Source organism: Shewanella carassii (assembly GCF_002777975.1).
Lineage (GTDB): Bacteria > Pseudomonadota > Gammaproteobacteria > Enterobacterales > Shewanellaceae > Shewanella > Shewanella carassii.
The window spans coordinates 1-715 of record NZ_NGVS01000042.1 but is presented as its reverse complement, the minus strand read 5'-3'; the positions used below and the strand labels follow the sequence as shown (position 1 = coordinate 715).

Sequence of the window (715 nt, the reverse complement as noted above, 5' to 3'; positions counted from 1 at the left end):
TCAGCTCTCAGTGTATGTGTGCCCGGATTTGCCTAAGCACACCACCTACTACCTTAAACGCGGACAACCAACGCCGCGCTGGCCTAGCCTTCTCCGTCTCTCCATCGCAGTTAGCAGAAGTACGGGAATATTAACCCGTTTCCCATCGACTACGCCTTTCAGCCTCGCCTTAGGGGTCGACTCACCCTGCCCCGATTAACGTTGGACAGGAACCCTTGGTCTTTCGGCGAGGGGGTTTTTCACCCCCTTTATCGTTACTCATGTCAGCATTCGCACTTCTGATACCTCCAGCGTGGGTTACCCCTTCGCCTTCAACGGCTTACAGAACGCTCCTCTACCGCACTGATGCAAGCATCAGTACCCGTAGCTTCGGTGAATTGCTTAGCCCCGTTACATCTTCCGCGCAGGCCGACTCGACTAGTGAGCTATTACGCTTTCTTTAAATGATGGCTGCTTCTAAGCCAACATCCTAGCTGTCTAAGCCTTCCCACATCGTTTCCCACTTAGCAATTACTTTGGGACCTTAGCTGACGGTCTGGGTTGTTTCCCTTTTGACGACGGACGTTAGCACCCGCCGTCTGTCTCCCGGATAGCACTCTTTGGTATTCGGAGTTTGCAAAGGGTTGGTAAGTCGGGATGACCCCCTAGCCTTAACAGTGCTCTACCCCCAAAGGTGTTCGTCCGAGGCGCTACCTAAATAGCTTTCGAGGAGAAC

Annotated in this window: 1 rRNA gene; it reads right to left on the bottom strand. The window is 53.1% G+C overall.

From position 1 onward, the window contains the following. A 23S ribosomal RNA gene (locus tag CBE72_RS19615) occupies positions 1-715 on the bottom strand; the annotation flags it as partial.